This window comes from Luteimonas sp. GW821-FHT14E02 (assembly GCF_058803905.1).
The window spans coordinates 146,572-169,248 of sequence record NZ_JBXAPK010000009.1 but is presented as its reverse complement, the minus strand read 5'-3'; the positions used below and the strand labels follow the sequence as shown (position 1 = coordinate 169,248).

Here is a 22,677-nt window from a genome sequence, read left to right as displayed (position 1 = left end):
TCAGACCCCATCTCTACACCAGTTTCCAGGATCCCATCGTGGCCAACATCAAGTCCGCCAAGAAGCGCGCCAAGCAGGCCGTCGTGCGCAACCTGCGCAACAACAGCCAGCGTTCGCAGCTGCGCACCGCCGTCAAGAAAGTGCTGAAGGCCATCGAAGCCAACGATGCCGCTGGCGCCAACGAAGCCTTCAAGATCGCTCAGCCGATCCTCGACCGTTTCAGCGCCCGTGGCCTGATCCACAAGAACAAGGCCGCCCGCCACAAGAGCCGCCTCACCGCGCGCATCAAGGCGATCGCCGCTTAAAAAGCCTGCATCACGCAGCCCGCCTGGGGTCTTCCTTGGGTGCGCTGCGAAAAACCCGGCTTCGGCCGGGTTTTTTGTTGCCCGCGGCTCAGACCGCATCCGGGGTGGCTCCGCTTTTGTCGACGTCGCTTTCGCCGGCCGCGCCTTCACCCGCCTGCTCGGCCTCGCGCGCTTCCTCGCGCAAGCGATCGAAGAAGGCCTGCACATCCAGCATGATCGGCCAGGTGCCCTCGCGGCCGATCGCCGAGACCAGGTACCAGGGCTGATCCCAGCCGAGCGCGGCCACGATCTCCTGCGCGAGCGCCTGCGCCTCGTCCTCGAACATCAGGTCGGCCTTGTTGAGGATCAGCCAGCGCGGCTTCTCCAGCATCGCCGGATCGTACTTGCGCAATTCGTGCTCGATCGCGCGCACCTGCTCGACCGGATCGGCATCGACCACGCCCTCCATCGGCGCGATGTCGACCAGATGCAGCAGCAGCCGCGTGCGCTGCACGTGGCGCAGGAACAGGCTGCCGAGCCCGGCGCCATCGGCGGCGCCCTCGATCAGCCCGGGAATGTCGGCGATCACGAAGCTGCGATGCGGTTCGACGCTCACCACGCCGAGATTCGGGTACAGCGTGGTGAACGGATAGTCCGCCACCTTCGGCGTCGCCGCCGATACCGCGCGGATGAAGGTGCTCTTGCCGGCGTTGGGGAAGCCGAGCAGGCCGACGTCGGCCAGCAGCTTCAGTTCCAGCTTGAGCGTGCGCTCCTCGCCCGGCAGTCCCGGCAACGCCTTGCGCGGCGCGCGGTTCACCGAACTCTTGAAGTGCATGTTGCCGAGGCCGCCCTTGCCGCCCTTGGCCACGAGCAGGCGCTCGCCGTGGCGGGTGAGGTCGCCGATCACCTCGTCGGTCTCGACGTTCGTCACCACGGTGCCGACCGGCACGACGATGGTGATGTCCTCGCCGCCCTTGCCGTATTTCTGCTGCCCCATGCCGTTCTCGCCGCGCTGGGCGCGGAACTGCTTCTGGTGGCGGAAATCGACCAGCGTGTTGAGGTTCTCCGACGCTTCGAGCCAGACACTGCCGCCGTCGCCGCCGTCGCCACCATCGGGGCCACCGAGCGGAATGAACTTCTCGCGGCGGAAACCGACGCAGCCGTTGCCGCCGTTGCCAGCGGTTACGGTGATTTCAGCTTCGTCGACGAGTTTCATACGGGGATTGTCGCAGTGTTCGGTGAAGTAGCGAAGAAGTAATGCTTCGCGCAACGGGCATAAACGAAAAACCCCGCCGTAGCGGGGCTCTTCGCGATACGTCGTTCGCGCCGCCCTTCATGGGAAGTCCGCACATCGCAGCCGCGCCATCGCGCGGCGGAGGTGTGCGGGCTCTTGCGAAGGGACTCGCGTATCAGACGATGCTGACGGTGCGGCGCTTCTTCGGACCCTTGGTCGAGAACTCGACCTTGCCATCGACCAGCGCGAACAGCGTGTGGTCGCGGCCGAGGCCGACGCCCATACCCGGATGGAACTGGGTGCCGCGCTGACGCACGATGATGTTGCCGGCCTCGATGGCCTGGCCGCCGTAGATCTTCACGCCGAGGTACTTCGGGTTGGAATCGCGGCCGTTGCGCGAGGAACCTACGCCCTTTTTATGTGCCATGACTGCGACTCCTTACTTGTTACCGGAACCGGCAATACCGGTGATCTCGATTTCGGTGTAATGCTGCCGGTGGCCCATCTGCTTGCGATGGTGCTTGCGGCGGCGGAACTTCACGATGCGCACCTTGTCGGCGCGGCCGTGGGACTTGATGGTGGCGGTGACGGTCGCGCCCTTCAGCGCGTCGCCGAGGGTGACGCCCTCGCCGTCGCCGAGCATGAGCACGTTGTCGAACGTGATCTCCTTGCCGGCTTCGGCGTCGAGCTTCTCGACGCGAATCGTCTCGCCCTTCATCACGCGGTATTGCTTACCGCCAGTGACTAGAACTGCGTACATGACCAAGCTTCCTCTGTAGTTATTGTGGTCGCTGCCCGCCATCGAGGGCGGACAGAAGCGGAATTGTAGGGGATTCAGCGAGTTACGGTCAACCCGGCCCCACCTCCTTCCCGCCCTGTCCGGAAGGGGCCCGGACAGGCGGGTCTCAGCCAGTGAGACGCCCCGTTCCGACACTGGCAATCTTTTGATTTGCCCCCAAATCATCGGCTCGGTAGGCTGATCGATTGCTCCCTGCCGCCCTTCCCGCCCGGCCGCCCCGGGCACAGCCCAACCGGACCCCCCACCCGATGGCGATGGACACCATCCGCATCCGCGGAGCCCGTACCCACAATCTGAAGAACCTCGATCTCGACCTGCCGCGAGACAAGCTGATCGTGATCACCGGCCTGTCCGGCTCGGGCAAGTCGTCGCTGGCCTTCGACACCATCTACGCCGAGGGCCAGCGCCGCTACGTCGAGTCGCTGTCGGCCTACGCGCGCCAGTTCCTGAGCGTGATGGAAAAACCCGATGTCGATCATATCGAGGGCCTGTCCCCGGCGATCTCGATCGAGCAGAAGTCGACCTCGCACAACCCGCGCTCGACCGTCGGCACCATCACCGAGATCTACGACTACCTGCGCCTGCTCTACGCCCGCGTCGGCCTGCCGCGCTGCCCCGACCACGGCTATCCGCTGGAGGCGCAGACGGTCAGCCAGATGGTCGACCAGGTGCTGGCCCTCGATCCTGAAAAACGCTACATGCTGCTGGCGCCGGTCATTCGCGAGCGCAAGGGCGAACACGCGCAGGTGCTCGAGCAGCTGCGTGCGCAAGGCTACGTGCGCGTGCGCGTGGACGGCCAGCTGCACGAGATCGACGCGGTACCGCCGCTGGCGCTGCGCCAGAAGCACACCATCGAGGCCGTCATCGACCGCTTCAAGGTGCGCGAGGACATCAAGCAGCGCCTGGCCGAATCCTTCGAGACCGCGCTCAAGCTCGGCGACGGCATGGCGGCGGTGCATTCGCTCGACGATGACAAAGCCGACCCGCTGCTGTTCTCCTCCAAGTACAGCTGCCCGGTCTGCGACTACTCGTTGCCGGAGCTGGAACCGCGCCTGTTCTCCTTCAACTCGCCGGTCGGCGCCTGCCCGACCTGCGATGGCCTCGGCGTGAGCCAGTTCTTCGATCCGTCGCGCGTGGCCGCGCATCCGGAACTGTCGCTGGCTGCGGGCGCGATGCGCGGCTGGGACCGCCGCAACGCCTACTACTTCTCGATGATCCAGTCGCTGGCCAAGCACTACAAGTTCGACGTCGATACGCCGTGGCAGGCGCTGCCGGAGAAAATCCAGCAGATCGTGCTGTACGGCAGCGGCAACGAGCAGATCAACCTCACCTATCTCAGCGACAGCGGCAGCAAATACCAGCGCAAGCACAAGTTCGAAGGCATCCTGCCGAACCTCGAACGACGCTACCGCGAGACCGAATCGGCCGCGGTGCGCGAGGAACTGGCGAAATACATCAGCGAACGCCCCTGCCCCGACTGCGGCGGCGCGCGCCTCAACCGTTCCGCGCGCAACGTGTTCGTCGCCGATCGCGCATTGCCCTCGATTGTGGTGCTGCCGATCGACGAGGCGCTCAGCTTCTTCGGCCAACTCAAGCTGCCCGGCTGGCGCGGCGAGATCGCCACCAAGATCGTCAAGGAAATCCGTGAACGCCTGAGCTTCCTCGTCGACGTCGGCCTCGACTACCTCACGCTGGAACGCAAGGCCGACACGCTCTCCGGCGGCGAGGCACAGCGCATCCGTCTCGCCTCGCAGATAGGCGCCGGACTGGTCGGCGTGATGTACGTGCTCGACGAACCATCCATCGGCCTGCACCAGCGCGACAACGAGCGCCTGCTCGGCACGCTGACGCGCCTGCGCGACCTCGGCAACACCGTGATCGTGGTCGAACACGACGAGGACGCGATCCGCCTGGCCGACCATATCGTCGACATCGGCCCCGGTGCCGGCGTGCATGGCGGCGAAGTCGTCGCCGAAGGCAACTACGCGCAAGTATTGAAAGCGCCGCGTTCGGTAACCGGACAATTCCTCAGCGGCAAGCGCCGCATCGAGGTGCCGTCGCTGCGCCACAAGGCGCAGCCGAAGATGCAGCTCAAGCTGCTCGGCGCCTCCGGCAACAATCTGAAAGACGTCGATCTCACGATTTCCGCCGGCCTGTTCACCGCCATTACCGGCGTGTCGGGTTCCGGCAAGTCGACGCTGATCAACGACACCCTGTACGCGCTGGCCGCCAACGAGATCAACGGCGCTTCGCACAAGCCGGCGCCGTATCGCGAAGTGAAGGGCCTCGATTTATTCGACAAAGTCGTCGACATCGACCAGTCACCAATCGGACGCACACCGCGCAGCAACCCCGCCACCTACACCGGACTGTTCACGCCGCTGCGCGAACTGTTCGCGGCAGTGCCGGAATCGCGCGCGCGCGGCTACTCGCCGGGCCGTTTCAGCTTCAACGTGCGTGGCGGCCGCTGCGAGGCCTGCCAGGGCGACGGCCTGATCAAGGTCGAGATGCACTTCCTGCCCGACGTGTACGTGCCCTGCGACGTCTGCCACGGCAAGCGCTACAACCGCGAGACGCTGGAGATCCTCTACAAGGGCCACAGCATCCACGACGTGCTCGAAATGACGGTCGAGGACGCGCTGAAGCTGTTCGAGCCGGTGCCCGCGCTCGCGCGCAAGCTCGAGACGCTGATGGACGTGGGCCTGAGCTACATCAAGCTCGGCCAGCCGGCGACCACACTCTCCGGTGGCGAGGCGCAGCGCGTCAAGCTGTCGAAGGAACTCTCGCGCCGCGATACCGGCCGTACGCTCTACATCCTCGACGAGCCGACCACCGGCCTGCACTTCCACGACATCGAGCACCTGCTCACCGTGCTGCACAAGCTGCGCGACGATGGCAATACGATCGTGGTGATCGAGCACAACCTCGACGTGATCAAGACCGCCGACTGGGTGGTCGATCTCGGCCCCGAGGGCGGACATCGTGGCGGCCAGATTCTCGCCGAGGGCACACCGGAAGATCTCGCACGCGAGCCGCGCTCCTACACCGGACAGTTCCTCGCCAAGATGCTCGGCGCGGAGAACAACACCAAGAAACCCTCGCGCAAGAAAGCCGCTGCCGCATGATGAGCCTCGACAACCGCAAGATGCTGTTCCGCCTGCCGATCGAACTGCGCTGGCGCGATCTGGATGCGTTCAACCACGTCAACAACTCCAATTTCATGACGTATCTGGAGGAGGCGCGGATCCGCTGGTTCGACTCGTTCTACGACAACTGGTCGGTCGACGAGACCGCGCCGCTGCTGGCCGCCGTGCAGATGAACTACCGCGTGCCGATTCCCTACCCGGCGAGCGTCGCGGTGGAGCTTTATGCGGAGCGCGTGGGCAACAGCAGCCTGACCATCAGCCATACCATCGTCAGCGAGGACGGCAGCACACTGCACGCGGATGGCCACGTGGTGATGGTGTGGATCGATCGTCGCAGCGGACGGCCGACACCGTTGCCCGAGATCGTGCGCACGGCTGCGGAGCGTTGAGGTTCTCGTGAACGCCGCAGCCCGCCACGGCGGGCAGACAAGGATGAAATCGGCGGACGGCACATGGACTGCTTCCGCTCTTCAGCGGTGATGCATCATTTCTTCCCGACCTCTGACAGCGGCACCACGATGCTGCTCGTTTCCTCGCCCTTGGCACTGAACATTCCCGCATCGGTGAGCACCTGCACCACCACGCCGCGCTGTGGCCGCGCGCGATCGTCACATGCACCGCGCCATCCTTGACTTCGGCGCGATAAGTGGTGAGGCGGTAATCGCCTTTCTGGTAGCCGTATCCCTCGCCCGCGTCTTCATACAGCCGACCTTCCGCGACACCTTTGTCGTCCAGACTGACCAGCAGCGTGAGCGGATCCAACGATTCCTCGCCGGTATGCTGCACGATCTTGCCTAGCGGCAGGATCGCGCCGCCACGCAGCTTGAGCTCCGCCTGATACAGATCATTGGCATCGCCATCCACCAGCGAGAATTTCCTCCAGATGCCCGAAGGCAGTTTCGGCTCCCGAGCCCAGCAGCAGATCGCTTCCCAACAGGAATGCCTGCTCCTCTCCGCGCAAGGCGGGATCGCGCGGATCGGCGAAGAACACCGGCCGCATCACCGGCACACCGGTGAGCGAAGCCTCGGAAACAGCGTGTAGAGATACGGCAGCAGACGATACCGGCGCTCGATCGCGATGCGCGCGGTTTTCTCGACCTTCGGTCCGAACGCCCACGGCTCCTTGCGCGGCCCGTCCTTGATCGCGTGACCACGCGAGAACGGATAGAACGCACCGACCGCGATCCAGTGCGCCCACAAGTCCGCCTCGGCCTTACCGCCGAAACCACCGACATCCGGACCACTGAACGGCTGCCCCGACAGCCCGAGATTGATCGACATCGGAATCGACAACTTCAGATGTTCCCACGACGAGGCGTTGTCACCGGTCCAGGTGGCCGCATAACGCTGCCCACCGAGAAAATTCGAGCGCGTGAGCACGAACAGGCGCCGCTCATCCCCGGACGCGAAATATTCCGTGCACCGCAAGCACGGAAAGAGAGCTGCTTTCGTTTTCGGAAACGTCAAGGCGTGTTGGGCTTGCGCACCTCGAACTCACCGAGCAGCTTGCCGCCGCCTGACAATTCGAATTCCACCACCACCTTGCTGCCGGCCTGCAGCGTCGCATGCGGCTTCATCAGCATCAGATGCATGCCACCCGGCTTGAGCACTGCCGAGTTGTCGGGTGCGATGCGCAGTTCGGGCACGGGGCGCATGCGATTGACCCCATCGACCAGACGCGTTTCGTGAAGCTCGACGCTGCCGAAGGCAGGGCTGCTGGCGCCGGTGATCGTGACCGGCACCGAACAACGATTCTCGATGCGTCCGAAGCCGGCCATCATCGGCATGCCGGCCGGGCCGAGCCTCACCCAGCCCTCACGCACCTGCGGCTGACAGTCGCGGGCGAACGCCGGAGACGATACCAGCAGGAAAAATGCGGACGCGGACAGCAGGAGGTGGCGGATGCGCTTCATGCCCCTATGATAACGCCCTCCCCGCAACGAACGCTGGACACCGCGCATGACCGCACTGATCGAGAGCAATGACCACGGCCAGATCCGCGAATTGCGCCTGGCGCGCGCGCCGGTGAATGCCTTGAATCCCGAGCTGTGCACCGCGCTGGCGGACGCGGTGGCGCGCGCCGTGAGCGACGGTGTCGGCGGCATCGTGCTGGCCGGCGGCCCCAAGGTGTTCTCGGCCGGGCTCGACGTGCCCTACCTGCTGAGCCTGCAGGACAAGGGGACGCTGAAAGCCGCTTGGGAAAGCTTCTTCGCCGCGGCCCGCTCGCTGACCGAGAGCCCGATCCCAGTCGTGGCCGCGATCGCCGGCCATGCGCCCGCCGGTGGTTGCGTGCTGGCGTTGTGCTGCGACTATCGGGTGATGGCGAACAGTCCTTCCCCGGATCGCCCGTTCCAGATCGGCCTCAACGAAACCCGCGTCGGCCTGGCGGCTCCGGAAGGCATCCAGCAGCTGATGCGCCGCGTGGTCGGCCCCTATCGCGCCGAACGCCTGCTGGTCGCCGGCGAGATGGTCAGCGCCGAGCGGGCACTGGCATTGGGGCTGGTGGACGAACTGGCCGAAATCGAACAAGTGCCGCTGCGCGCCCGCGCATGGCTCGAACAGCTATTGCAGCTGCCGCGTTCGCCGATGCTGCAGACGCGCGCGTTCGCGCGTGCGGACCTGATCGCCGCGCTGAAGCCGGAGCGCATCCATCTCGACATGTTCATCGATGCCTGGAGCGATCCCGATACGCAAGCAGGGTTGCGTGCGTTGGTGGCGAAGCTGGGGAAATAAGCGGCCAGCTTTTGCTCGTCATTCCCGCGAAAGCGGGAATGACGGCTTCTAGTTTCCGTCCGTAGCGATCGGACGCACCGGATCTTCGATCCAGCCACTCCACGAACCCGTGTAGAGCTTCGCTCCCGCCAGCCCCGCATGCGCCATCGCCAGCAGGTGATGGCAGGCGGTGACGCCGGAGCCGCACATCGCCACGACATCTCGCGGCGCACGCCCTTCAAACAGTTGCGCGAACTCTTCGGCCAACTGTCCCGGAGACTTGAAGCGCCCCTCGACGAGATTCCGCGCATAAGGCCGATTCACTGCGCCCGGTACGTGCCCGGCCTTGCGGTCGATCGGCTCGACTTCGCCGCGAAAGCGTTCGGCCGCGCGCGCATCGACCAACAGGCCGCCCCGCGACAGATGCGCTTGCACGGCCTCGGCATCGAGCAGCCGACCATGATCGAATCGAGCCTCTGATGTCGCACGATATGTCCGTGGCACAGGCTCGGGAATCGCGGCATCCACCGGCAGTTCCAGCGCGTTCCAGCGCGTCCAACCGCCATCCAGCACCGCGACGCGTTCGTGGCCCAATGCTTGCAGCAAAAACCATAACCGTGCCGCATAGGCGCCATCGCCGTCATCGTAGGCGACGACCTGATGTGTCGGTGTCACACCCCGCGAGCCCAGCCATGCCGTGAACGCGGTGACGTCCGGCCAGGGATGCCTGCCCGCGCCAGACACGTGCGGAGAACTCAAATCCGACAGATCGCGATCAAGGTGCGCATACAGCGCGCCCGGCACATGCGACTGCCGATACGCGGCTTCACCCGCACCCGGCGCGGCCAGCGAGGCGCGGGTATCGAAGACGACCAGATCGTCGCGGCCAAGCGCATCCGCGAGGGCTTCGGCCTGCACCAGTGTTGTCCAGATCGCGGTCATGCGTGCGTCTCCCCGCCAATTTGTTCCAGGCGCTGCCGGAAGTTGTACAGAATCGCCGCCGTCACGCCCCAGATGCGCTGCGTCGGCGCGCTGGGCGGGCGACGGAACTCGGGAACGCGACGCGTCCGCCCGCGATATTCGACTTCGACGAGTTCGAGATTCTCCGGCGTCATCAACCAGTCGAGCGGCACTTCGAACACGTCCGAGACTTCGTCCGGATGCGGCACGGCGACGAAGGACGGATCGACGCGCGCCACCACCGGCAGCACGCGGAATCCGGTGATGGTGTCGAACAGATCGAGATACCCGAGCGGCCGCGCCAGCTGCAGCGCGAGGCCGACTTCCTCCTGCGCTTCGCGCAAGGCGGCGGCGGCCGGACCGGCATCGGCGGATTCGATGCGGCCGCCAGGAAAGCTGACCTGCCCCGCATGGTGGCGCAGTGCATCGGTGCGCCGCGTCAGCAGTACCTGCAGGATGCCGTCGCGCGGAATCAGCGGCACCAGTACCGCGGCATCGGCGGCCTTGCCGCTCTCGGGCAGCAGCAGATCGATCATCTCGTCCCGGTTCCAGGCGTCGCCCGACGGCGCCGTCTGCAGCGGATGCAGGGCGCGTTCGATGCGCCGCAGCGGAATCTCCATGAGCCAATCGTCCGTCATCGTCATGCGCGCGCGGCTCCGCGCTGTGGCAACACGACGCGCATCAGATGCAGGCGCTCGTCGTCGCTCATCTGCAGCCAGCGCGTGATCTCCACGGAACTGCGATGGCACCCGTGACAGAACCCGCCCTCGTCGAGCGTGCACACTCCGATGCATGGCGTCGGAATCGCACGAATCGGAGTATTGAGAGGCAGGGATGTCATTGCAGAAGTGAGGATACGGGAAAAAGTTACGCCGGGCATTCCGAAGCAGAACAATCTCGCCAAGGACGGCAACAGAGGACTTGCCCCAACATTCGCAGCGACAAACAAGCGCTAAAAAATTGCGCCGGCATTTAGCCGGCGCAATAGATAGATCAGTAGCAAGTCATTCGATCCCGCCTGCGCGGGGATGACTTGAACGCTATGCGTTCAAATCACTTCACGCTGACCAGCGTGACGTTGAACACGACAGCCTGGTTCGGACCCACCGGCGACTGCGGCGTGTTGCCGTAGGCCTGCGCGGCCGGCAGCACCACTTCCCAGTTCGCGCCGGGCGTCATCTGCGTCAGCGCTTCGCGCAGACCGGTCAGCGGGATCTGGCTGACCTTCAGGCTCACCGGACCACCCTTCTGGCCCTGCGGCGGGTTGGCGGTGTCGACGAAGGTCTGACCGTCCGACAGCGAACCCTTGTACTGCAGCGTCACTTCGCTGGCCTGGGTCGGCTTGGCGCCGCTGCCATCCTTGATGACGCGGTACTGCACGCCGCTCGGCAGCGTCTTCACGCCGGCCTTGGCCTTGTTCTGGGCGAGGAAGGCATCGCTCTTGGTCTTGTTCTCGGCCGAGACCTTCTCGAACGCGGCCTTGGCCTTGGCCAGCTGGCGGTCCTGCATGCTCTTGACCACGGTGCGCAGCTGATCGACCGGAACCGCCGGCTGCTTCTTGCCGTAGGCGTCCTGCAGTGCCTTGATCACGGTGTTGATATCGACGGCTTCGCCATTCTCGACCAGATCGGCAACGTTGCTGCCCATGTCATAGCCGATCGCATAGCTCAGCTTGCCTTTCTCGGAGGTGGTGTCCTGGGCCGAGGCAACGCCGGCCGTCAGGGTCAGAGCCGCGAGGGCAGCGGCAAGCAAACGCAACTTCATGCTGATGAGTCTCCAGGAATTCCGTGGATGGGCCAACAAGACTTGGGGCGGTCGAACCGCCCCATTTGGACGGGGTAGGATACCCGCCGCCGGGCTGAATCGCCACTGACGACTGCCCTTACGACCCTCGCCGGCCCGACAAGTTCCATCGGAATGGCGGGTTCCTCGAAAATTCCAGGCCCGCGCGTTCCATGCGGATTTTCCACCTAAATACAGGCTCTTATGTCCGATTCGCCCCTGCTGATCTCCGACCGTGACGGCGTCCGCGTCATCACCGTGCACCGTCCGGAAAAACTGAATGCGTTGAACGCGGCCACCCTGGACGCCTTGCACGTCGCCTTCGATGCCGCCGCCGAAGACGCTGCCGTGCGGGTCGTGGTGCTCACCGGCGCGGGCCCGAAGGCCTTCGTGGCCGGTGCAGACATCGCCGAGATGGCCGGCCTGACGCCAGTGCAGGGCCGCGACTTCTCGCAGCGCGGCCAACGCATGATGCGGCGCGTGGAGCGCATGCCCAAGCCGGTGATCGCGATGATCAACGGCTTCGCGCTGGGCGGCGGCCTGGAGCTGGCGATGTGCTGCCATCTGCGCATCGCCGCCGACAGCGCCAAGGTCGGGCAGCCGGAGATCAATCTCGGGCTGATCCCGGGATTCGGCGGCACGCAACGCCTGCTGCGGCTGGCCGGCCGCGCCGCGGCGCTTGAACTGTGCCTTGGCGGCGCGCCGATCGATGCCGCGCGCGCGCATCAGCTCGGTATCGTCAATCGCGTGGTGCCGGCGGCGGAACTGGAAGCGGAGACGATGAAACTCGCCACGCAATTGGCGGCGGCGGCGCCGCTGGCGTTGCGCGGCATCCTCGATTGCATCCTCCACGGCGGCGAGACCGGACTCGAGGAAGGTCTGGAATACGAGACCGCGCAGTTCGGCCTGATCTTCTCCACCGACGACATGCGCGAAGGCACTTCCGCGTTCCTGGAACGTCGGAAGCCGGAATTCCACGGACACTGAGGCTTCGATGTCCACTCCCACAGAATCGGATCACGTTGACGGCTGCGATAGCGAACTGCGCGCGCGGCTGATCCGGTTGCTGGACACCGACGACGTGGACGCCGCCATCGATGCGGGCCTGATGCGTTACGCACTCTGCCCCGCTTGCGATTCCAGCGACGCGCAAACCGCGCGGGATTCCGCGCGCATTCGCGCGACGCGGCAACGACTGGCCGATGCCTGGGCGGCGCGTGACCGCTATCGCGCACGCAACGCACGCCTGCAACGCCGCGAAGCCGAGCGCGCGGCGCGGCGCGCGCCCGCGCGCAATCCTGTCGATGCACGAACACCTTCACTGCCTCCCGCGGCGGCGGCGGCACTGGCGCGCGCCAAGGCGAAGGCGGCAGGCAAGCCATGACCGCATCCAAGACCGCGGCAAATCGCCGCAGCAAGACGCTGAAGCCCGATGAAGTCCGCGAACTGTTCTCGCGTCTTGCGGAACTCAATCCGAAACCCACCACCGAACTCGTCTATTCCACGCCATACGAACTGCTGGTCGCGGTGATCCTGTCGGCACAGGCGACCGATGTCGGCGTCAACAAGGCCACGCGGCATCTGTTCCCCGTCGCCAACACGCCGGCGAAAATGGTGGCGCTCGGCGAGGAAGGCTTGAAGCGCTACATCGCCACCATCGGCCTGTTCAATGGCAAGGCCGCGAACGTGATCGCGATGTCGCGGCAACTGCTGGACCAGCACGGCGGCGAAGTGCCGCGCACGCGCGAGGCGCTGGAAGCGTTGCCCGGCGTCGGCCGCAAGACCGCGAACGTGGTGCTCAACACCGCTTTTGGTGAGCCGACCATCGCCGTGGACACCCACATCTTCCGCGTCTCCAACCGCACCGGGCTGGCGCCCGGCAAGGACGTGCGCGCGGTCGAGGACAAGCTGCTGAAGGTGGTGCCGGCCGAATACCGGCAGGACGCCCACCACTGGCTGATCCTGCACGGCCGCTACGTATGCAAGGCGCGCAAGCCGGACTGCCCGCAGTGCGTGATCTGGGATCTGTGCCGGTTCCCCGACAAGACTCCCGGGGAGCGAGTGAAGACGGGCCCCTTCTGACGACCGCCGGCCCGCCAGATGCGGCTTCGTCATCACTTGGTCATGGAAACGCAAAATCGACGCGGGACTCTTGAGGATGGCGTGTGTTGCGTCCCGCGCCCGCTGTCATCTCAACGAAATATTCACGCCATAACCTGCGCGGCGTCTCTCCACGCCCCAGGGCCCAGCCATGAAACTCTCCCGCTCCACCCTCGCGGTCGCCTTGCTGGCGGCCGTCGCCGCGCCCGTCGCTCATGCTGAAATCGTTATCGATCAGATCGGCGGCTCCGAAGTCAGTTTCGAAGGTCTGGTCCAGGCCGATGCGAACTGGTTCAGCAACGATGTCGTCGACCTCAACGGCGGCGATAACGCCAATGGCAAGAACAGCGAGTTCGAACTCCGCCGCGCCGAAATCGTCCTCAAGGGCAAAGGCCCCTACAACTTCGACTGGGTCGTGGGTTACGACGCCAAGGCCGACAAGTGGCTCGACGTCAACGTCAAGTACAAGATCGGCGGCGACAGCAACCATTTCCTCCAGGTTGGCCAGTACAAGCAGCCCAACAGCCTGGAAGAACTGTCCAGCACCAAGAACAACGACTTCATCGCCAAGGCCAACGTCACCAACACCTATGCGGTGGCGCGCCGTCTCGGCGGCTCCTACAGCTATGGCCAGAGCGACTGGAGCATCACCGCCAGCGCCTTCGGCCGCGAACTGACGCGCAACCTCGCCCACGGCAGCGGCTACGGCGTGCGCGGCACCTTCGCGCCGATCAACGAGAAGGGCAACATCCTGCACTTCGGCCTGGCTTACGTGAACTACGACACCGATTCCGACACGTTCCGCGTGCGGTCGCGCCCGAACGCCGATCTGGCCACCGTGCGCCTGGTCGACGCCGGCAACTTCACCGACACCGATCGCGTCGCCACCACCAGCTTCGAAGGCATGTGGGTGCACGGTCCGTTCAAGCTGCAGGGCGAGTACTACAACAGCGACATCAAGCGCTACGACCACGACGACTACACCAGCACCGGCGGCTACCTGCAGGGCTTGTGGAACATCACCGGCGAAACCTGGGGCTACAAGGGCGGCGTGCCCACCACCCCGCTGCCGGACGAACCCGCCAGCGGCATGTGGCAGGTCGGTTTGCGCTACGACACCATCGACCTCAACGATGGCGACGTGGACGGCGGCAAGATGAACACCTGGACGGCCGGCGTGAACTGGTACTGGCGCTCCAACTTCAAGTTCATGCTGAACTACGTGAAGGTCAACAGCGAGCGCAAGGACGTCAGCGACGATCCGGGCATCACTGAAGCACGCGTGCAGTTCTACTGGTAATTCCCGCGACAAGCGCAAACAAAAAGAGCACGGCCGGCGGCCGTGCTCTTTTTTTGTTCGCGGTTGGGAACGGTATCGCTTACTTCGCGGCCGCCTGATCGATGAGTCTGTTCAAGGTCGCGTCGTTGCCGTAGCGCTCCTTCAGTTCCTGCACGCTCACGCCTTCGCCAAGCTCCTGCTTCGCGGCATTCACGAACGCCTCGTCGGCGGTCTTGGTGTCGCCGTTCTGGCCGTGCACGTCGGCAACGGTCTTCGCCGCGGTGTTGGTGTCGTAGGCCGACGACAGCGGCGCGCTCTGCGTGGCTTCGCCGCCGATCGGGTTGGTCGCGCTCGCCGGCTTGCCGGCGGCATCGACGATCTTGTCGATGGTCGCGTCATCCAGCTTCACGTGCTCGTCGGCCTTCAGGCGCGCCTTGATGACATCCGGGCTGGAGCCACTGGCCAGTTCGCTCCGGATCGACTGTTCCAGATCGATCTTCGCCGCCGCGATCGCGTTCTCCTTCCCGGTGACCTGGCTGTCGGTGCTGGCGCTCCTGGACTGCGCCTCCGATACCTGATGCGCCGCGCGTCCGGTGGACAGGACCTGATCGACCATCTTGTTGAGATCGGGATCGTTGCCGTAGCGCGCCTTGATTTCATCGGCGCTGGTGCCCTGCGCCAACTCCTCGGTGACCGCGGCCTTGAAATCGTCCTGCGCCTTGGTCAGCTGATTCTGTTTGTTGGTGCTCTGGCTGTCGGTGCTGACATGCAGACCACGTGCCTGATCGTAGGACTTGGCGGCGGCGTTGGCGTCGGCGGCCGGCGTCAGCGGCGCGCCTTCGCGCGAACCGCCGAGGGGATTGGAAGCGCTCGCCGGCTTGGAGGCGGCGTCCACGATCCGGTCGATGTCGGCATCGCTGACGTTGGGCAGATCTTGCGCCTTCAAGCGCGACTTGATGTCGTTGGGATCACCGCCGGCGGCGATCTCCTGCCGGACGGCGGCATCGAGATTGGCCTCGGCATCGGCCGTGGCGCTTTCCTTGCCGGTGACCTGGGAATCGGTGCTGGCCGGCTGCGACTTGGTATCGCTCAGGTCGCGTGCGGCGGCATCGGTCTTCTCGGGCGAACCTTCCTTGCCGCGCACGAACACCGTCTCGCCCGGATAGATCAGGTCGGGATTGCGTTCGGCGTACTGCGGATTGTCCTTGTAGAAGGCCTGCATGTTCGGCGGATTGCCGTAGCCGTTCTCGGCGGCGATTCGGGTCAGGTTGTCGCCGGGCTGGACCGTGTACGGCGTCGTGCCATCGGGTGGCTTGACCTCGCCCGATTTCACTTCGTCGATCGTGACCAGGGCCGAGTCGCTGAACTTCGGGCCCGCGTAGGAAATATCGCCGTTTGCCATGCTGGGAAACCCGCGGAAATGAAGGCTCCCACACGCTAACGCCGCACGCTGCCGATGACATCTGGGGACGACCCTAGGCCCGCGGGCACTGGATCACGGATCGGATCGGGTTCCTTGCGATGGCTGGCCACCGTTGGCGGCCGCCCCCTGCCATCAAATTGTCACGAAACCGTTATGCAATGTGCACAGCCGGGCGACGCCCGCCTCTTTCCTGCATCCCATCCGGGGGACTTCTTCATGTTCAGCAAGATCAACGTCCGCTTCGCCACGCTCGCGCTGGCGGCGGCCTTTACCGTCAATGCTCATGCCGCCGATGTCACCGGCGCGGGCGCCTCGTTCATCTATCCGGTGATGAGCAAATGGTCGTCCGACTACGCCAAGGCGACCGGCAAGCAGGTGAACTACCAGTCGATCGGCTCCGGCGGCGGCATCGCCCAGATCAAGGCCGGCACGGTCGACTTCGGTTCCTCCGACGCGCCGCTGAAGCCGGAAGATCTGGCCAAGTTCGGCCTCGCCCAGTTCCCGTCGGTGATCGGCGGCGTGGTGCCGGTGGTCAACGTGCCGGGTATCGCCTCGGGCGCGATGAAGCTCGACGGCGAAACCCTGGCCAACATCTTCCTCGGCAAGATCACCAAGTGGAACGACCCGGCCATCGTCGCCCTCAACGGCGGCGTGCAGCTGCCCGACAGCAAGATCACGGTCGTGCACCGCTCCGACGGTTCGGGCACCACCTTCAACTTCGTCAACTATCTCTCCAAGGTCAGCGGCGACTGGAAGAGCAAGGTCGGCGAAGGCACCTCGGTGAAGTGGCCGGCCGGCATCGGCGGCAAGGGCAACGAAGGCGTCGCCGCCTACGTGAAGCAGATCAAGGGCGGCATCGGCTACGTCGAACTGTCCTACGCGCTGCAGAACAAGCTCACCTTCACGCGCATGAAGAACGCCGCCGGCAACTTCGTGCAGCCGCGCGACGAAACCTTCCAGGCCGCCGCCGCGGGCGCCGACTGGGCGAACGCCAAGGACTTCTATCTGGTGATGACCAATGCCGGCGGCGAGGAATCCTGGCCGATCACCGCCACCAACTTCATCCTGATGTACAAGCAGCCGAAGAACGCCGAGAGCGCCAAGAACGCCAAGGAATTCTTCAAGTGGGTGTACGCCAACGGCGACAGCCAGGCCAAGGCGCTCGATTACGTACCGCTGCCCGACAGCCTGGTGCAGCAGATCGAAGCGTACTGGTCGCAGAACATGTCTTATTGATGCTCTCTCCTGTGGGTCCTCTCCCTGATCCAGTGCGGGCCTTCGGGCCCGCTTTTTTTATGGGCGAATTTTTGTTGGCCGATTTTGTTGAATCGATTTTGTTGAACCACCGCTTCAGCCGCGCTGCTGCGCCGCCAGCCGCAGGCCGAGCGCGATGAACACCGTGCCGGTCACGCGTTGACGCCAGCGTCCCGCACCGCCGCGAAAACGGCGTCCGAAACGGCCGACCGCGAAACTCAGGAACAGATCGTTGGCGAAACCGACCGCCGCCAGCAACGCGCCCAGGATCAGGAACTGCAGCCACACCATTCCGCGCTCCGGACGCACGAACTGCGGCAGGAACGCGAGAAAGAACAGCGCCACCTTGGGATTGAGCAGGCCGGTCAACACCGAACGCAGATAGACGCTGCGCGCCGACACCGGCGCCGCCTCCTCTTCCGCGCCGGAAACCTCCCCACCGCTGCGCCAGGCCTTGATGCCGAGCCAGATCAGATAGGCCGCGCCGCAATACTTGATCACCTCGAACGCCAGCGCCGAGGTCGCCAGCAACGCCGACAAGCCGAGGCCGGCGGCCACCGCATGCAGCAGGGTCGCCGTTTCCAGCCCCAGGCCGGCCTGCACGCCGCGGCGCATGCCGCCACCGGCGGCGTTCGCCGCGATCCAGGCGGTGCCGGGCCCCGGCATCAGCACCAGCACGACCGCGGCGGCCAGATAGGCGATCAGGGTGTGGGCATCGAACAGCGGCATCGGGGGCCTCGGCATGAACGGCGCCCGGCGGAGCGCCCAGGGAGCCAGTGTGACGCTGAATCACCGATCACGGCGACTCGGCGGTGGGGCTGAGCATTTCAGGCCGTTTTCTCCGCCAGCTTGTCACCTGTCTCGTTCGTCATTTGGTTGTAACAAAAACATCATTTCATATCGACAACGCCGGCCGCAGGCCGGTTTCCACTTGGAGTCACCCATGAATCTCGCCCCGGTCCGCCTGGCCGCATTGACCCTCTCCACCTTGCTCTTCGTCGCGGCCTGCAAGCCCAGTGGCGAACAGGCACCGGCCGCGAGCGGCACCGAACCCGCCGCGGACGCCGCGCAGAGCGGCGACAAGGTCACCGCCGAGATCACCGGCGCCGGCGCGACCTTCATCTATCCGTTGATCTCCAAATGGTCGGCCGACTACAACAAGACCACCGGCAACAAGGTCAACTATCAGTCCATCGGTTCCGGCGGCGGCATCGCGCAGATCAAGGCCGGCACCGTCGACTTCGGTTCCAGCGACAAGCCGCTGCCCAGCGATGAACTCGCGGCGGCGGGACTGGGCCAGTTCCCGTCGGCGATCGGTGGCGTCGTGCCGGTCGTCAATCTCGAAGGCATCGAACCCGGCAAGCTGCGCCTGACCGGCACGCTGCTGGCCGACATCTTCCTGGCCAAGGTCACCACCTGGAACGATCCGGCCATCGCCGCCGCGAATCCCGGCGTGACGCTGCCCTCGACCAAGATCAACATCGTCCACCGCTCGGACGGCTCCGGCACCAGCTTCAACTTCACCAACTACCTGTCCAAGGTCAGCGCGGACTGGAAGTCGAAGGTCGGCGAAGGCACCTCGGTGCAGTGGCCGGGCGGCGTCGGTGGCAAGGGCAACGAAGGCGTGGCCTCGTATGTGCAGCAGATCAAGGGCTCGATCGGCTATGTCGAACTCGCCTACGCGCTGCAGAACAAGATGACCTACCTGGCGCTGCAGAACGCCGCCGGCAACTTCGTGCAGCCAAGCGCGGAATCGTTCCAGGCCGCCGCCGCATCCGCCGACTGGAAGAACGCCAAGGACTTCAACCTGGTGATCACCAACGCGGCCGGCGCCGATGCCTGGCCGATCACTGCCACCAATTTCATCCTGATGCACAAGCAGCCGAAGGATGCCGCGCGCTCGAAGCACACGCTGGAGTTCTTCAAGTGGGCCTACGAGCAGGGCCAGGACCAGGCGAAGTCGCTCGATTACGTGCCGCTGCCACCGGAACTGGTACAGCAGATCGAAGCGTACTGGGCGTCCGAGTTCAAGGGATGATCCTGGCCCGCGTCGCGGGCCATGACGGCAAGACACAGCATCCCCACCACAGCGGGAACGAGCAGTCGCAAGGCACACGCACGACATGAACGCCACTACCCTTTCCGCACAAATCGCGCCCACCGGGCGCGACATCCGTGACGCGCGCAACGATCGCTTCTTCCGTTACGCGCTCACCGGCGCCGTCATCTTCGTGCTGGTGGCGTTGGCGAGCGCGGCGCTGTCGATGCTGTGGGGCGGCCGCGACGTGCTGTCGCAGGAAGGCCTCAGCTTCTTCTACTCCACGGAATGGAATCCGGTCGAGAACAAGTACGGCGCGCTGGCGCCGATCTACGGCACCATCGTCACCGCGATCATCGCCATGCTGATCGGCGTGCCGATCAGTTTCGGCATCGCCCTGTTCCTCACCGAAGTGGCGCCGCGCTGGCTGCGTGGCCCGGTCGGCAGCGCGATCGAACTGCTCGCCGGCATTCCCTCGATCATCTACGGCATGTGGGGCCTGTTCGTGCTGGTGCCGGTGATGACCGAATACGTCACGCCCTGGCTCAACGACAATCTCGGCACGCTGCCGGTTATCGGCCGCCTGTTCCAGGGGCCGCCGCTCGGCATCGGCATCCTGACCGCCGGCTTCGTGCTGGCGATCATGGTGATCCCCTTCATCAGTTCGGTGATGCGCGAGGTCTTCCTCACCGTGCCGACGCGGCTGAAGGAATCGGCCTACGCACTCGGCTCCACGCGCTGGGAAGTGAGCTGGGACATCGTGCTGCCCTACACGCGCTCGGCGGTGATCGGCGGCATCTTCCTCGGCCTCGGCCGCGCGCTCGGCGAAACCATGGCGGTCGCCTTCGTGGTCGGCAACTCGGTCTCGCTGTCGGCCTCGCTGCTGGAACCCGGCACCACGATCGCCGCGCTGATCGCCAACGACTTCGGCGAGGCAACGCAGACCTACCGCTCCGCCCTGCTCCTGCTCGGCTTCGTGCTGTTCATCGTCACCTTCATCGTGCTCGCCATTGCCCGCTTCATGCTGATGCAGCTCTCGCGCAAGGAGGGCAATTGATGAACGCTCCCACGCTGACCGCCGAACAACGTTACGCGGACAAACTGTACGGTCGACGCAAGATCATCAATGGCATCGCCCTGGCGATGTCCTGCGTCGCCGCGGTCTTCGGCCTGATCTTCCTCGCCTGGATCCTGTGGACCTTGCTGTCGCGCGGCATCCAGGGCGTCAACTGGAAGCTGTTCACGGAGATCACCCCGCCGCCGATGGAAGAAGGCGGCCTGATGAACGCCTTCAAGGGCTCGTTCGTGATGTGCGCGATGGGCATCCTGATCGGCACGCCGCTCGGCATCGCCGCCGGCACCTGGCTCGCCGAATACGGCAACGCGCGCAAGCTGGGCACGGTGGTTCGCTTCGTCAACGACATCCTGCTGTCGGCGCCGTCGATCGTGCTCGGCCTGTTCGTCTACACGCTGGTGGTGATGCAGCTGGCCCGTGGCGACTTCTCCGCGCTCGCCGGCGCGATCGCGCTGGCCTTCATTGTGCTTCCGGTGGTGGTGCGCACCACCGACGAGATGCTGCGGCTGGTGCCGGCGCAGATGCGCGAAGCCGCGCTCTCGCTCGGCGTGCCGCAATGGAAAGTCATCATCCAGGTGCTGTACCGCAGCGCTTCGGCGGGCATCGTCACCGGCATCCTGCTGGCACTGGCGCGCATCAGCGGCGAGACCGCGCCACTGCTGTTCACCGCCTTCGGCAATCTCTACGACAGCAACAACATCCTGAAACCGATGGCCAGCGTCCCGGTGGTGATGTACCAGTTCGCCGGCAGCCCGTACGACAACTGGCGCACGCTGGCCTGGGCCGGCGCGCTGGTGCTCACCGTTTTCGTCCTGCTGGTCAGCCTCGGGGCGCGCACGCTGCTGTTGCGCAAGCGCATCTCGCATGACTAGTCCGCACGATCCATCCGGAACTCCCCAATGAACGATCTCCACCACATCGAAGACACCGCCCCGCGCAGGATCGCGACGCAATCGCGCGCGACCGAGCCCGCGGCGGCACCGGTCAAGATCGCGGCACGCAACCTCGACTTCTACTACGACAAGTTCCACGCGCTGAAGTCGATCAACCTCGAGATTCCGGAGAAGCGCGTCACCGCACTGATCGGCCCTTCGGGGTGCGGCAAATCCACGCTGCTGCGCATCTTCAACCGCATCTACGCGCTGTATCCGAAGCTGACGGCGACCGGCGATGTGCTGCTCGACGGCGAGAACATCCTCTCGCCGAAGTACCCGATGAACCGGTTGCGCAGCAAGGTCGGCATGGTGTTCCAGAAGCCGGTGCCGTTCCCGATGACGATCTACGAAAACATCGCCTACGCGATCCGTCATCACGAGAAACTGTCGAAGTCGGAAATGAATGACCGCGTCGAGCATGCCCTGCGCCAGGGCGCGCTGTGGGACGAGGTCAAGGACAAGCTCTCGCAAAGCGCGCTCGGCCTTTCAGGCGGCCAGCAGCAGCGCCTGTGCATCGCGCGCGCGGTGGCGCTCAAGCCGAGCGTCCTGCTGCTCGACGAACCGACCTCGGCGCTGGACCCGATCTCCACCAGCCGCATCGAACAGCTGGTCGAGGAGTTGAAGGTGGACTACACCATCGCCATCGTCACCCACAACATGCAGCAGGCCGCACGCGTATCCGACTTCACCGCCTTCATGTACCTGGGCGATCTGATCGAGCACGGCGCGACCGAAACGATCTTCTCGAATCCCACCAAGCAGCAGACGGAAGACTACATCACCGGAAGATTCGGCTGATTTTCTCCTCCCCTGCTTGCAGGGGGAAGCCGGGAGGAGGTGCGAGGCGCGTAGCGCCAAGCCCGCCTCGCAAAAGCCGAAACCCCTCCCCAACCCTTCCCTGCATTCGCAGGGGAGGGAGCGAAAAACAGGACCCGACATCATGAGCACCCAGCCCCACGACCACATCGTCAAGAGCTACGACGAAGAACGCCGCCGCATCCAGGGCGACGTCCTGCGCATGGGCGAAATGGCCACCGCGCAGCTGGAGGCCGCGCTCGATGTGGTCGAGCGGCGCGACGACCGCGCCGCGGAGCGCATCATCGGCAACGACGAAGAGATCGACACGCTCGAGCGCACGATCAGCCACGATGCCATGACGCTGGCGCTGCGCGGACCGCTGGCGCGCGATCTGCGCGAGATCCTCTCCACGCTGCGCGTCGTCTCCGACATCGAACGCATCGGCGACTATGCCGCCAACGTCGCCAAGCGCTCGATCGCGCTCAACCTGGCACCGCCGCTGCCGCACACCCGCGGTCTGCACGCCCTCGGCGCGCTGGCCGCGCAGCAGGTGCGCGACGTGCTGGAGGCCTATCGCGACAACGACGCCGAAGTGGCGGTGAAGATCCGCGCGCGCGACGCCGACCTGGACGCGCAGTACACCGGCCTGTTCCGCGAACTGCTCACCTACATGATGGAAGACGCGCGCGCCATCACACCGTGCACGCATCTGCTGTTCATGGCCAAGAACATCGAGCGCATCGGCGATCACGCCACCAACATCGCCGAGAACATCTGGTTCCAGGTGCACGGTGAGGAACCGTTGCCGCCCCGCGAAAAGCGCGACGAGACCAATACGGCGGCCTGAGCCGCCTGACG

At 65.1% G+C, this 22,677-nt stretch carries 24 protein-coding genes and 2 pseudogenes; 14 read left to right on the top strand and 12 right to left on the bottom strand.

Features of this window, described 5'->3' with window-relative positions; translation table 11 throughout:
- The first annotated feature begins 38 nt into the window (after positions 1-38).
- On the top strand, positions 39-305 hold the full coding sequence (rpsT, locus tag AC1RNP_RS15395) for a 30S ribosomal protein S20 (RefSeq protein ID WP_493052157.1): 267 nt from the start codon (positions 39-41) through the stop codon (positions 303-305).
- An 88-nt stretch (positions 306-393) separates the two neighbouring features.
- Here the strand turns inward: rpsT and cgtA are convergent, their stop codons facing one another.
- The 3 genes from cgtA to rplU all read right to left on the bottom strand — a co-directional run bounded on the left by cgtA (position 394) and on the right by rplU (position 2,278).
- Positions 394-1,500, bottom strand: a complete 1,107-nt coding sequence (gene cgtA / locus AC1RNP_RS15390; RefSeq protein WP_493052156.1) for an Obg family GTPase CgtA — start codon at positions 1,498-1,500, stop codon at positions 394-396.
- Between the two features lie 193 nt (positions 1,501-1,693).
- Positions 1,694-1,945 (bottom strand): 50S ribosomal protein L27, encoded by a 252-nt coding sequence (rpmA, locus tag AC1RNP_RS15385; RefSeq protein ID WP_493052155.1) that lies wholly within the window; start codon positions 1,943-1,945, stop codon positions 1,694-1,696.
- A gap of 12 nt (positions 1,946-1,957) precedes the next feature.
- Positions 1,958-2,278 carry a 50S ribosomal protein L21 gene (rplU, locus tag AC1RNP_RS15380; protein WP_226469961.1) on the bottom strand — a complete coding sequence of 107 codons (321 nt, stop codon included), beginning with the start codon at positions 2,276-2,278 and terminating at the stop codon, positions 1,958-1,960.
- Between the two features lie 287 nt (positions 2,279-2,565).
- On the opposite strand from rplU, the pseudogene uvrA reads away from it, so the two are divergent.
- A pseudogene (gene uvrA, locus AC1RNP_RS15375) lies at positions 2,566-5,436 on the top strand (excinuclease ABC subunit UvrA); the annotation flags it as partial.
- A gap of 2 nt (positions 5,437-5,438) precedes the next feature.
- On the top strand, positions 5,439-5,852 hold the full coding sequence (locus tag AC1RNP_RS15370) for an acyl-CoA thioesterase (protein WP_493052154.1): 414 nt from the start codon (positions 5,439-5,441) through the stop codon (positions 5,850-5,852).
- On the opposite strand, the gene AC1RNP_RS15365 is transcribed toward AC1RNP_RS15370, so the two are convergent.
- Genes AC1RNP_RS15365 through AC1RNP_RS15350 form a run of 4 tightly spaced genes read right to left on the bottom strand, consistent with a single transcriptional unit; the run spans position 5,734 to position 7,376 of the window.
- Positions 5,734-6,249, bottom strand: a complete 516-nt coding sequence (locus AC1RNP_RS15365) for a DUF5110 domain-containing protein (protein WP_493052187.1) — start codon at positions 6,247-6,249, stop codon at positions 5,734-5,736. The genes AC1RNP_RS15370 and AC1RNP_RS15365 overlap by 119 nt on opposite strands.
- 58 nt (positions 6,250-6,307) lie before the next feature.
- Positions 6,308-6,463, bottom strand: a complete 156-nt coding sequence (locus AC1RNP_RS15360) for a hypothetical protein (protein ID WP_493052153.1) — start codon at positions 6,461-6,463, stop codon at positions 6,308-6,310.
- On the bottom strand, positions 6,463-6,891 hold the full coding sequence (locus AC1RNP_RS15355) for a TIM-barrel domain-containing protein (RefSeq protein ID WP_493052152.1): 429 nt from the start codon (positions 6,889-6,891) through the stop codon (positions 6,463-6,465). The genes AC1RNP_RS15360 and AC1RNP_RS15355 overlap by 1 nt, the downstream gene beginning before the upstream one ends.
- 35 nt (positions 6,892-6,926) lie before the next feature.
- Positions 6,927-7,376, bottom strand: a complete 450-nt coding sequence (locus tag AC1RNP_RS15350) for a copper chaperone PCu(A)C (protein ID WP_493052151.1) — start codon at positions 7,374-7,376, stop codon at positions 6,927-6,929.
- A gap of 46 nt (positions 7,377-7,422) precedes the next feature.
- Between AC1RNP_RS15350 and AC1RNP_RS15345 the strand changes: the two genes are divergently transcribed.
- The gene (locus AC1RNP_RS15345; protein ID WP_493052150.1) at positions 7,423-8,196 is read left to right on the top strand and encodes an enoyl-CoA hydratase/isomerase family protein; all 774 of its coding nucleotides are present in this window, start codon (positions 7,423-7,425) and stop codon (positions 8,194-8,196) included.
- 48 nt (positions 8,197-8,244) lie between these two features.
- Here AC1RNP_RS15345 and AC1RNP_RS15340 read toward each other — a convergent pair whose 3' ends face one another.
- From AC1RNP_RS15340 to AC1RNP_RS15330, 3 genes and pseudogenes are all read right to left on the bottom strand, one after another.
- A complete protein-coding gene (locus AC1RNP_RS15340) occupies positions 8,245-9,117 on the bottom strand; it encodes a sulfurtransferase (protein WP_493052149.1) in 873 nt (290 codons plus the stop codon).
- A pseudogene (locus AC1RNP_RS15335) lies at positions 9,114-9,976 on the bottom strand (NUDIX hydrolase). The gene AC1RNP_RS15340 and the pseudogene AC1RNP_RS15335 overlap by 4 nt, the downstream one beginning before the upstream one ends.
- A 212-nt stretch (positions 9,977-10,188) precedes the next feature.
- Positions 10,189-10,899: an FKBP-type peptidyl-prolyl cis-trans isomerase N-terminal domain-containing protein gene (locus tag AC1RNP_RS15330; RefSeq protein ID WP_493052148.1), complete on the bottom strand. Its 711-nt coding sequence runs from the start codon at positions 10,897-10,899 to the stop codon at positions 10,189-10,191.
- Between the two features lie 222 nt (positions 10,900-11,121).
- Here AC1RNP_RS15330 and AC1RNP_RS15325 point away from each other — a divergent pair, with 222 nt between their 5' ends.
- The 4 genes from AC1RNP_RS15325 (at position 11,122) to AC1RNP_RS15310 (ending at position 14,317) form a co-directional block, all read left to right on the top strand.
- Complete coding sequence (locus AC1RNP_RS15325) at positions 11,122-11,904, top strand: enoyl-CoA hydratase/isomerase family protein (RefSeq protein ID WP_493052147.1); 783 nt, start codon at positions 11,122-11,124, stop codon at positions 11,902-11,904.
- Positions 11,905-11,911: 7 nt separating this feature from the next.
- Positions 11,912-12,301, top strand: a complete 390-nt coding sequence (locus tag AC1RNP_RS15320) for a hypothetical protein (RefSeq protein ID WP_493052146.1) — start codon at positions 11,912-11,914, stop codon at positions 12,299-12,301.
- Positions 12,298-12,999: an endonuclease III gene (gene nth, locus AC1RNP_RS15315; RefSeq protein WP_493052145.1), complete on the top strand. Its 702-nt coding sequence runs from the start codon at positions 12,298-12,300 to the stop codon at positions 12,997-12,999. The genes AC1RNP_RS15320 and nth overlap by 4 nt, the downstream gene beginning before the upstream one ends.
- Before the next feature lie 169 nt (positions 13,000-13,168).
- Positions 13,169-14,317 carry an OprO/OprP family phosphate-selective porin gene (locus AC1RNP_RS15310; protein ID WP_493052144.1) on the top strand — a complete coding sequence of 383 codons (1,149 nt, stop codon included), beginning with the start codon at positions 13,169-13,171 and terminating at the stop codon, positions 14,315-14,317.
- Positions 14,318-14,396: 79 nt separating this feature from the next.
- Here AC1RNP_RS15310 and AC1RNP_RS15305 read toward each other — a convergent pair whose 3' ends face one another.
- On the bottom strand, positions 14,397-15,698 hold the full coding sequence (locus AC1RNP_RS15305) for a LysM peptidoglycan-binding domain-containing protein (RefSeq protein ID WP_493052143.1): 1,302 nt from the start codon (positions 15,696-15,698) through the stop codon (positions 14,397-14,399).
- A 237-nt stretch (positions 15,699-15,935) separates the two neighbouring features.
- Between AC1RNP_RS15305 and pstS (AC1RNP_RS15300) the strand changes: the two genes are divergently transcribed.
- Positions 15,936-16,955: a phosphate ABC transporter substrate-binding protein PstS gene (gene pstS / locus AC1RNP_RS15300; protein ID WP_493052142.1), complete on the top strand. Its 1,020-nt coding sequence runs from the start codon at positions 15,936-15,938 to the stop codon at positions 16,953-16,955.
- Between the two features lie 114 nt (positions 16,956-17,069).
- Here the strand turns inward: pstS (AC1RNP_RS15300) and AC1RNP_RS15295 are convergent, their stop codons facing one another.
- A complete protein-coding gene (locus AC1RNP_RS15295; protein WP_493052141.1) occupies positions 17,070-17,717 on the bottom strand; it encodes a LysE family translocator in 648 nt (215 codons plus the stop codon).
- A 199-nt stretch (positions 17,718-17,916) separates the two neighbouring features.
- Here AC1RNP_RS15295 and pstS (AC1RNP_RS15290) point away from each other — a divergent pair, with 199 nt between their 5' ends.
- The 5 genes from pstS (AC1RNP_RS15290) (at position 17,917) to phoU (ending at position 22,666) form a co-directional block, all read left to right on the top strand.
- The gene (gene pstS / locus AC1RNP_RS15290) at positions 17,917-19,011 is read left to right on the top strand and encodes a phosphate ABC transporter substrate-binding protein PstS (RefSeq protein ID WP_493052140.1); all 1,095 of its coding nucleotides are present in this window, start codon (positions 17,917-17,919) and stop codon (positions 19,009-19,011) included.
- 85 nt (positions 19,012-19,096) lie between these two features.
- Positions 19,097-20,068, top strand: a complete 972-nt coding sequence (pstC, locus tag AC1RNP_RS15285; RefSeq protein WP_493052139.1) for a phosphate ABC transporter permease subunit PstC — start codon at positions 19,097-19,099, stop codon at positions 20,066-20,068.
- A complete protein-coding gene (gene pstA, locus AC1RNP_RS15280; RefSeq protein ID WP_493052138.1) occupies positions 20,068-20,958 on the top strand; it encodes a phosphate ABC transporter permease PstA in 891 nt (296 codons plus the stop codon). Before pstC ends, pstA begins: the two co-directional genes overlap by 1 nt.
- Positions 20,959-20,985: 27 nt before the next feature.
- Positions 20,986-21,819, top strand: a complete 834-nt coding sequence (gene pstB / locus AC1RNP_RS15275; protein WP_493052137.1) for a phosphate ABC transporter ATP-binding protein PstB — start codon at positions 20,986-20,988, stop codon at positions 21,817-21,819.
- A gap of 142 nt (positions 21,820-21,961) precedes the next feature.
- Positions 21,962-22,666 (top strand): phosphate signaling complex protein PhoU, encoded by a 705-nt coding sequence (gene phoU, locus AC1RNP_RS15270; RefSeq protein WP_493052136.1) that lies wholly within the window; start codon positions 21,962-21,964, stop codon positions 22,664-22,666.
- The last annotated feature ends 11 nt before the right edge of the window (positions 22,667-22,677 follow it).